Raw genomic sequence first — 8098 nt, forward strand, 5'->3', positions numbered from 1 at the left:
CGGTGAAATCACCTGCGAAAGCGAAGATTACGATCGGTGGCGACTGCGCGTAGTTGGCGGTCAGGTTCGCAAAGAATCCGGCGAGATCGTGTACGGCGATGATGCACTCGCCGCAGCATGGGTCGTCCAGATGCAAGGCCATGATGACAATATGTTTGACCAGGTCGCGGTGGTGGGTTCGGAGGCGGAAGCGACCCCGATCCTTGCTGAATGGGCACGTGAGGCTGCCAAGAATCTGGTCGATGCTGGTGCGCTCGGTGAGGGCGCTGTCGATGTGACCGCAGACGATGCCATCGTACTCGAGCAGTGGGCCGATGCCGGGGGAGTGAAGTGGGAGGTGTACCAGGTTGGTGCGCAGAACCACTGATCAGGACAGTTGAGGTGTTGCCCGCCGCCTCTCTCCGGCGGGCAACACCTCAATTGCGCAGCCTGTCCGAAGCCGTCCGACGGAACCGGGCACAAGCAAGATGGTGCGGCGAGACACTCAAGGTGCCGCGCACTCGCGCCGGCACCCTAATCCTGGGTCTGTCAACGAAACAGTCCAGGAGGAATTGACATGGGTGACACACAGGTATTGAGTGGCGCGGCTAAGGCCACTTTGGGGGACCTTCTCAGGGAATCCGTCCGCGACCGGGCGGTCCTCTCGGAGATCGGAGTGCTCCTCGCGCCGGTTCTGGCGCTCGATTTGGGCGTGGATGACCCACGGTCGTTGTTCGATGAACTCGAGGTCGCTGTGGGCGAGCAGGGAGAGCGAAAGGGCCTTCGGAGAGTTAGGTTCACCACGGAGTTATGGGAAAACGGATATTTCTTCTCCGATGAGGTGGAAGTCGACTACTGCGACGGCGATTCCGATGAGATCACCCTCCCCAAAACGTTCTTGGAGGAGTACGCGGACGAACTCACCTCGCACACCGACGGTCTCGGATCAGGGACTGAGTTGAAGGTCGTCTACAGCGGCAAAGAACCCCGGATCGTCGCCTGACTTCGACTACTTGCCCGACATGACATCCTGTGTCGGGCAAGTAGTGAAAGCTGTTTCACTGTCCGGAAATTTAGATGTGGGCAGATCCTCATCGAGTGCACTGCCGGGGCATTGAATATTCAAATCCGTTGCCGCACAGATCAGATCGACGAGATGGAATCGAAAGCGTCAGATTCCCGGCGATCTAGGAGACAACGAAATGGGCTACGACAACAACCCCGGCTCGCACGGAAGCGCAGAGCAGGACACACCCGGCCACGACTCGGCCCCGGGCACGGGTGCCGACCACACCGACACCGACGGGCTGATCGAAACTCGAGTCGAAGGCGTCGACGCAAAGATCTATGCCCACCGCTCGAACGTCACTCCCGGAACACTGCTGGTCGGTGTCGACGCACCGCAAGGACAGTCGATCCGGTTCGTCGTCAACGACGGCGACATGTTGGATACAACGGTCGGTGTCGATGCGGGCGAGCTAGTCACGCTCCCGTCGACGGAACAGTTCACGTCGAATGCGCATCGCATGGTGGTCGGCGGAGAGAGCCGCGCCGCAACTGCGGTCGCGACCAGGGTCGAATACCTCGTACCCGACGATGTGATCGCACAAGGAAGCGATGCAGTAGCCGGGTGGGTCGAGCAGACCGCCCGCGCGGTCGCGGTCGCCAGCCCGGTACGGATCAGCGTCGAGATCGGTGAACGCTCCGAAACGTGCCTCACACGGGCGATCTGGACGGGCCGCAAACTTCTCGACACCGAACGCTCTTTCGGGGATTCGAGGAGCGAGACGGAGGCCGCTTCGGACGCGATAGCGAACATCCTGCTGGCACTCGCAGACAGCGACGGTTTCGAGGAAGTCGTGAGCGCCCTGCGAAGCGCACGGATGTACGTCCGAGACGAGTGGGCAGAGGCCGACCGGGTCGTGCCGGATTGCTTCTTGGTCAGCTAGACACCTCCACTGATCTGGCACCTACGGCGGGTGTCAGATCGGTGGACGCTTTCGCCGCGACGACGCTGTCCGGCGATCACCAGACGGCCGTCAATGATCTGATCAGCGAAGTCACTACTATTCGTGACGCCAACGCACAGACATGGGAGGGGCCGCGTGACCGCCGAAATGAACACCCCGGAACGGCATGTACTCGTCGATACCGACACCGGAGTCGACGACGCGCTCGCAATACTGACAGCCCTCAACGCACCAGACACGTCCGTCATAGGCATCGGCACCGTCTTCGGTAATTGCACCGAACACCAGGCCGCTCAGAATGTGCTGACAGTCCTCGCTGCGGTCAACCGCACCGACATCCCGGTATGCGTCGGGAGCCCCCGGCCCGGGCCAGCACCGACGACACCATCCCCACACGGAAGCGACGGGCTCGGAGGTCGCGGACTCCAGCCGCCACCCTCTGTTCGGCTGAGCGACGAAACCGCGGTCGACCAGATCCTCCGGACAGGACGCGAACGACCCGGCCAGGTCGACCTGCTGTGTCTTGCACCGCTTACCAACATTGCAGCCGCTATCACTCGCGATCCGACGATCCTTCGGCAGTTCAGATCAGTGACCATCATGGGCGGAATGGGCACGGTCGATCGCCGCGAAATCGTCGCCGCCGCGCAACCGAAATTCCTCGCCAAAGGCGATACCAACACCAACCACGACCCGGCCGCCGCCGCGACAGTGGCTGCGACACCCGGTCCAGTGACCTGGGTAGGCATGGACGTCACAGGCCGACTACGACTGAGGTGGGCAGATCTGCAAACCCTCACGTCGACATCGAATATTGCGCGTTTCATTCAGACCATCACCGAGGACTATCACGTTTACTGCACGAACACATACGGTGCTGAGCAGCCGATCTACACCTCCCACGACAGTGTCGCCACGTCCGTCATGCTCGATCCCACGGTGATCCTGTCCAGCGTTTCGGCTACCGCACAAGTACACAGTGCCGACGGCCGGTCTGCGTTGTGGGGGCACTACCCTGACGATCGGTCCGCAGTGCACCAGATGGCAACCGACCTCGACTACGCCGCGATCCGAAACCGAGTCGACCGCACCCTCGCAGGTTCGGGAGAGCACTGAACGGAACGCACAGTTCTTCGAAAGGCGATGGTGGCAGCATGTTTCGAACGGCATCCAAACGCAAAGTGCGGAAAGCGCTCGACAATCTGACCTTGCCCGATCCCTGGGACAGCCGGAAACTGGTCGAACAGATCGCACACGATCGTGGACACCCGATAGTGCTCTCCCCAGTGCCACAACACGTGATGGAAGGCAAAGTATGCGGCCTGTGGGTCAGCTCTGACGAAACCGATTACCTGCTTTACCCAGAGGACTCCCCGTCCTGGCACATCGATATCGTCATCTGCCACGAACTCGGCCACATGCTGCTCGACCACGACCTCGAGATACCAGTTCCCGCCAAGTCAGGCCCACCAACCACGTCGATCGACATCGAAGGGCTGTCCGCATGGCTACCAGGCCTGGATCCCGACGCGGTCCGCGGGATACTCGGACGCAGCGGCTTCTCCGCTCGCAGTGAATACGAAGCTGAATACCTCGCGACACTGCTCATCGATCGCGCAGTCGGGGATATCCAAGACACCCGCCACACACGAATGCTCAACACATTCGTCCGAGGTGAAGACGGATGACCAACACAATCCCCGCCCCCCTGCACGCGCTCATCCTTCTATTCGTGTGGTCGGTGCTGGCAGCGCGGTCAACACTGCTGAGGTTCAACAACTACGACGTTCGACTAACCCACGCACTGACCTTCGCGTGCATCGCGCTCACCCTGAAAGACCCCACCGTCGCGTCAGTTCTCAACCCGATACTCGGGCCGACGCTCACCCGAACACTCGTACACATCCTGATCCTGTGGTCGGTGGCAGCCCTCGTCGGTGTCTACAACTCCTGGGATCCCACCGAACCCCACTGGAAACAGCCGACGCTCTATTGCATCGCGACCACACTCGGGGTGCTCCTGCTCGTCCTCTCGGCGCCAGCACGCGCCGCAGAAACAACAGTCGAACTCACTGGCGGTTGGCAAGCAGTGGCCTACTTCGCGATCTACGCCGCATTCACCGCGTACGGACTAGGCCGGGTAACCCTGGACTATCTCCGAAGCTGGAAACGGATCCGAACCGCATCCACGAAAGTAACCGTGATCGGCGTAATCGTGTTCTTCGTGTCCATGCTGGTCGAATCGTTGCAGATGCTGGCAGTCGCCATCCTGACTGGAAGCGGCAAAGGAGAACGACTTGTCGAAGCGAAATCGAACTCCAACGGGTGGCTATTCGCCGTAATGATGCTCGTCGCCGTCACCTTGTCAGGGCTCCCATTTTTTCGCTCGGACATGCGGCGGGAACTGTGGGACCAGTTCAGAATCCACCGACTGTGGAAGACGATCACACGGACGGAACCCGATCTCGTATTCGGAACAATCCGAGACCGGCGGACACTCACTGACAGTCAACGTCAGCTGAGGGTGACCAGCGAGGTTTTCGACGTTGTCCAACGACTCAACCACTACGCAGAACCCATCAACGATGGACGTTGGGACGATCAACTCGCCCAGCTAGGACTCACACCGACACAAGCGATTGCGGTCTATCAGGCAGCTCAGCTGCAGAACGCCATTGAACGACGTAAACGCGGTCTCAGCCCACTCGATGAAAAGGCTCCGATTGCCACTGCACCGGCCGCCCCTGACGACACCGAATCTGCGATCGCAGCCATGATGCTCATCGCCCAGCACTGGTCCCTAGCCGGCCGCCTCCGACAATCGAGCATCAGCGAACAGGAACACGCGCATATCCCCTGACAAGGAACCTCAGCTGGCCGCTGAGGGGCTATCCGAACCCTCTCCGAGCACCCGCAGCAACGCCCTGCGGTCGGCATCAGTGCGTTCTCCGCGAAGCTGAATGCTCTGCACCTTCCGCATCCGGAACTGCTCGAGGAGCAGCAGTTGTTCGTGCAGATCTTGAATATCGTCATCGAGCAGATACTTCGCGGGCGTCCGGAAGTGCACGGCGATCGCGGTAAGCAAATCTGGATCCGCTTCGGTCTGAGCACCAGATCGCAGGGCGTCGATCTGTTCAGCTGATACCTGGTGTCCAGCAGCGCTGATCGCTGCAGCAGCGTCCGTCGACGTTTCTTCGCTCTCGTTAGCTGGGTGCCATACCCGAAACAAGACCTGCAGTCGCTCGGCGAGGGAAACCCGTGAGGACATGAGCTCTCTCCGTTCCATGGTCAGAACCATCAGCTTAGTGCGTGCTTGATTATCTGATCGTCGCCGCAGGCAGCGTGGACCAGGCTGTCTCCAACAAAAGGACCAACAGTGGGGAGCCTGCGACGAACTACAACCTGTCCGAGGCACTGGCAAGACGATCCCGACGTTGCACCATCAATGTTTCGGCCGGCACGCCGAAGGTGGTGCCGCACAACGCGAGCCGTACGCGCACTGTCGAGTCGTCGCGGGCTCATCGTGAACCCGCACGATTCGTTGGAGGTTCAACATGCAGATCATCGTTCAATCGAAGTTGGCTGGTACACGCAGGGACAGCCCGCGGCCGGACAGTCTGTGCGCTGATTTGCCGATCCGCCGAACTCCTTTGTCCCTCCACTTGGCGGACGAAGCCCAGGTCACCGTCACCGAGACTTCCGACGGAGGGGATGTGTTGTCCACGCACACGGTGCGAGCCGTGATTGGGGCCGGACCCGACGACGAATTCACGCGCGAGCTGCGATTGCTTGGCGAGGTTCCGGCCCTCGGGTTGCTCGACGTTGCGCACGTCGTCGATGTGTCGGGCACTGTGGCTGGGGCAGCAGCCGGCTGCGCCACCGCGTTTGCTGCGGCGATTGCGGAGCGTTTGATCGACAACGGCACATCGGCGCGGATTGTGGTGCTCGATCATTTCGAATCTCAGATCGCTGAGGTCGAGATCTGAGATTCACTATTCTCCAGCATGTTTCGGTGACCTCTCGTCATCGATTCTCGACGGTCGGGCGCTGGTTGAGTGCCGCACTCGCGCCGTGAGCGCGTGATAGTGATGCCTGGGCGGCGGAAGCCGCAGTGCAAGCGAAGGAGGCCAAAGGCATGGCACGCAAGAAGATCGAACAATCTGTGAAGGCCTTGCAGATCGCTGACCTCAGTGGCCGAATGATTGGTTCCCTCATCCGGCTCCGGTCGACGATGGGGGACAAGCGGGAAATGGAGGTCGAAGTTCGGCAGATCGGATTGGATGCCAATGACGCCGGTCTCCACGTCATCATTCGTAGGGCAGATGCCGAGGGCATTGACGCCGACATCGGTTTCATCGACGTTGAAGGCAGTGGCCCCGAAGATGATCGCGTATTTGCTTATATCGGTGAATACGATCTCGACCATCCGATCGAGTTGATCGAACGCTGACCCCTGCCGTTGAACGCCGGGCGAGTGGCTGGTCCAACCTCCGAGGCGTTCAATTTCGGAGTTTCTGTGGGCACTGTCCGGCGGCTTGTGAACGGCCGAACGGGTGCTGAGCGCGAGTGTTTGGCACTCGTTATTGGGGGTTCGTCCACAAGTTGTCGAAGGTCACTATTGCCCGGATGACCTCGACACATCTACACTGAATCAAACATCGACAAACTGATTCAGGAGGGTATCTGTCATGACCACACCCTCGACCGGCACACGGATCGAGAAGGCGAGGCTCGCCGCCAACATCCCGAGCCAGCGCAAGCTAGCCGAGGAGGCCGGCATCTCGCAGTCGACCCTCTCGCGAATCATCACCGACGCCCGGCCAGCGAAAGCGAACGAACTACTCGCCATCTCCATGGCCACCGGCTGCACCTTGGCGGAGCTGACAGGCACTTCTACGGTTGCCGACCGCGTCCAGTACGCGGCCAGGGCCACCAACGGTGCGAACATGGAGCAGATGCGCGAGCAGCTGATCCGTTTCCTCGAACTCGACGCCTACCTCGAAGACCAGGGCATCGGCGTTTGCCTGTGAACCCAGAAATCGAAGGCCGCGATGCAGCGGCGGAGTTTCGCCGCGAGCATGGGCTCGGCAACCAGCCACTCGCCGACCTCGTCGCGCTCATCGAGCAGACGACAGGCAATGACGTCGCAGTACTCGACGGTGGCCGGGACGAACACGGACTCACAATGCGTGACAGCACGCGCGACGCAGTGTTCATTGCCGTAGCTCGAACCAAAAACCCTATGCGTCAACGCACCACATTGGCTCACGAGCTAGCGCACGTCGTGTTCGGCGACTGGGCCATCGAGGACACCGGTGACAACCGCCCACCCCATGAGATCCGGGCGGATGCCTTCGCTCGACATCTGCTGATCCCGGTCGCCGGTGTGAAGCAAATTGTCGGTGGCGCATCAGCTGACCTCAGGACACTCTCGACCTGCGTTCAGCTTTTCGGCGTGTCTCCGGCGGTGGCGGCTATCGCGATGCACCACGCAGGCTGCATCGACTCACCCATCAAAGACCAATGGATGGCGATGACCACACCGCAGATAGCAGCACGGTTTGGGTGGGCTGACCAGTACGAATCACTTCAAACACAGTCCGACACACGTCGAGCGCCGCAAAAACTGTTGGCTCGGGCGATCGATGGATACATCGAGAACGTCGTGCCCGCACAAACTTTGGCCACACTCCGTGGAATCCCCGTCGGCGATGTCGTCGAGAGCCTCAACGAAGACGGAATCACTCCCATCGAACATCAGACGGAGTGGGCCTCCGCCGCTGCGCTGCCCACAGTCGATGTCGACTTCACCGACTGGGAGGACGACGACAGTGACGAGGATCCTGCCGGATGACAGTACGGCCGATCATCGACGCCGGACCGGCACTGAACTTTCTCGCCATCAACAAAGAACGCCTGCTGCTCGCGACGACGGGCCCGATCAGCACTCCGGAAACGGTCCGCAACGAGGTGCTCAGCAAGTCAGCGAAGGACCGCCGCTTCGCCCAGGTGGAGAGAGTCTGGAACAAGATCCCCTCACGACTGCTGGACGTGCTTCCCGATGATCCGACGCCCGAACTGATCGCCGTCCTGGGCCGCATCAGCCAGCAACCGTGGAAACAACGGTTGGCGACAGCAAAAGATCTCGG

The 8098-nt window shown here is 60.6% G+C and carries 11 protein-coding genes and 1 pseudogene; 11 read left to right on the forward strand and 1 reads right to left on the reverse strand.

Annotated elements, in window-relative coordinates; all coding sequences use genetic code 11:
- The first annotated feature begins 151 nt into the window (after window positions 1–151).
- The 6 genes from A2J01_RS35690 (at window position 152) to A2J01_RS05685 (ending at window position 4809) form a co-directional block, all read left to right on the forward strand.
- Window positions 152–367 (forward strand): hypothetical protein, encoded by a 216-nt coding sequence (locus A2J01_RS35690; RefSeq protein WP_156519189.1) that lies wholly within the window; start codon window positions 152–154, stop codon window positions 365–367.
- A gap of 189 nt (window positions 368–556) precedes the next feature.
- Window positions 557–982, forward strand: a complete 426-nt coding sequence (locus tag A2J01_RS05665) for a hypothetical protein (RefSeq protein ID WP_064112285.1) — start codon at window positions 557–559, stop codon at window positions 980–982.
- Window positions 983–1181: 199 nt separating this feature from the next.
- The gene (locus A2J01_RS05670; RefSeq protein WP_064112286.1) at window positions 1182–1928 is read left to right on the forward strand and encodes a hypothetical protein; all 747 of its coding nucleotides are present in this window, start codon (window positions 1182–1184) and stop codon (window positions 1926–1928) included.
- A gap of 156 nt (window positions 1929–2084) precedes the next feature.
- Entirely contained in the window at window positions 2085–3065 is a 981-nt protein-coding gene (locus A2J01_RS05675; protein WP_331715292.1) for a nucleoside hydrolase, read from the forward strand.
- A gap of 38 nt (window positions 3066–3103) precedes the next feature.
- Complete coding sequence (locus A2J01_RS05680; protein WP_052959773.1) at window positions 3104–3637, forward strand: hypothetical protein; 534 nt, start codon at window positions 3104–3106, stop codon at window positions 3635–3637.
- Window positions 3634–4809, forward strand: a complete 1176-nt coding sequence (locus A2J01_RS05685) for a DUF6545 domain-containing protein (RefSeq protein ID WP_064112287.1) — start codon at window positions 3634–3636, stop codon at window positions 4807–4809. Before A2J01_RS05680 ends, A2J01_RS05685 begins: the two co-directional genes overlap by 4 nt.
- Before the next feature lie 9 nt (window positions 4810–4818).
- Here the strand turns inward: A2J01_RS05685 and A2J01_RS05690 are convergent, their stop codons facing one another.
- Entirely contained in the window at window positions 4819–5217 is a 399-nt protein-coding gene (locus tag A2J01_RS05690; RefSeq protein WP_125053049.1) for a hypothetical protein, read from the reverse strand.
- Window positions 5218–5503: 286 nt separating this feature from the next.
- Between A2J01_RS05690 and A2J01_RS05695 the strand changes: the two genes are divergently transcribed.
- The 5 genes and pseudogenes from A2J01_RS05695 to A2J01_RS05715 all read left to right on the forward strand — a co-directional run.
- A complete protein-coding gene (locus A2J01_RS05695) occupies window positions 5504–5935 on the forward strand; it encodes a hypothetical protein (RefSeq protein ID WP_047269116.1) in 432 nt (143 codons plus the stop codon).
- A gap of 149 nt (window positions 5936–6084) precedes the next feature.
- Window positions 6085–6399, forward strand: a complete 315-nt coding sequence (locus A2J01_RS05700) for a hypothetical protein (RefSeq protein WP_047269115.1) — start codon at window positions 6085–6087, stop codon at window positions 6397–6399.
- A gap of 238 nt (window positions 6400–6637) precedes the next feature.
- On the forward strand, window positions 6638–6979 hold the full coding sequence (locus A2J01_RS05705; RefSeq protein WP_064112288.1) for a helix-turn-helix domain-containing protein: 342 nt from the start codon (window positions 6638–6640) through the stop codon (window positions 6977–6979).
- Window positions 6976–7803: an ImmA/IrrE family metallo-endopeptidase gene (locus tag A2J01_RS05710; protein WP_064112289.1), complete on the forward strand. Its 828-nt coding sequence runs from the start codon at window positions 6976–6978 to the stop codon at window positions 7801–7803. The genes A2J01_RS05705 and A2J01_RS05710 overlap by 4 nt, the downstream gene beginning before the upstream one ends.
- Window positions 7800–8098 (forward strand): annotated as a pseudogene (locus A2J01_RS05715) (hypothetical protein); the annotation flags it as partial. The gene A2J01_RS05710 and the pseudogene A2J01_RS05715, both read left to right, overlap by 4 nt.

The sequence above is a fragment of the Rhodococcus sp. EPR-134 genome, from assembly GCF_001647205.1.
GTDB lineage: Bacteria > Actinomycetota > Actinomycetes > Mycobacteriales > Mycobacteriaceae > Rhodococcus_F > Rhodococcus_F qingshengii.

Bases quoted from the DNA above. Each gene is read 5' to 3' on its own strand.
- A2J01_RS35690 (WP_156519189.1), top strand. From the start codon at position 152: ATGTTTGACCAGGTCGCGGTGGTGGGTTCGGAGGCGGAAGCGACCCCG.
- A2J01_RS05665 (WP_064112285.1), top strand. From the start codon at position 557: ATGGGTGACACACAGGTATTGAGTGGCGCGGCTAAGGCCACTTTGGGG.
- A2J01_RS05670 (WP_064112286.1), top strand. From the start codon at position 1,182: ATGGGCTACGACAACAACCCCGGCTCGCACGGAAGCGCAGAGCAGGAC.
- A2J01_RS05680 (WP_052959773.1), top strand. From the start codon at position 3,104: ATGTTTCGAACGGCATCCAAACGCAAAGTGCGGAAAGCGCTCGACAAT.
- A2J01_RS05685 (WP_064112287.1), top strand. From the start codon at position 3,634: ATGACCAACACAATCCCCGCCCCCCTGCACGCGCTCATCCTTCTATTC.
- A2J01_RS05690 (WP_125053049.1), bottom strand. From the start codon at position 5,217: ATGTCCTCACGGGTTTCCCTCGCCGAGCGACTGCAGGTCTTGTTTCGG.
- A2J01_RS05695 (WP_047269116.1), top strand. From the start codon at position 5,504: ATGCAGATCATCGTTCAATCGAAGTTGGCTGGTACACGCAGGGACAGC.
- A2J01_RS05700 (WP_047269115.1), top strand. From the start codon at position 6,085: ATGGCACGCAAGAAGATCGAACAATCTGTGAAGGCCTTGCAGATCGCT.
- A2J01_RS05705 (WP_064112288.1), top strand. From the start codon at position 6,638: ATGACCACACCCTCGACCGGCACACGGATCGAGAAGGCGAGGCTCGCC.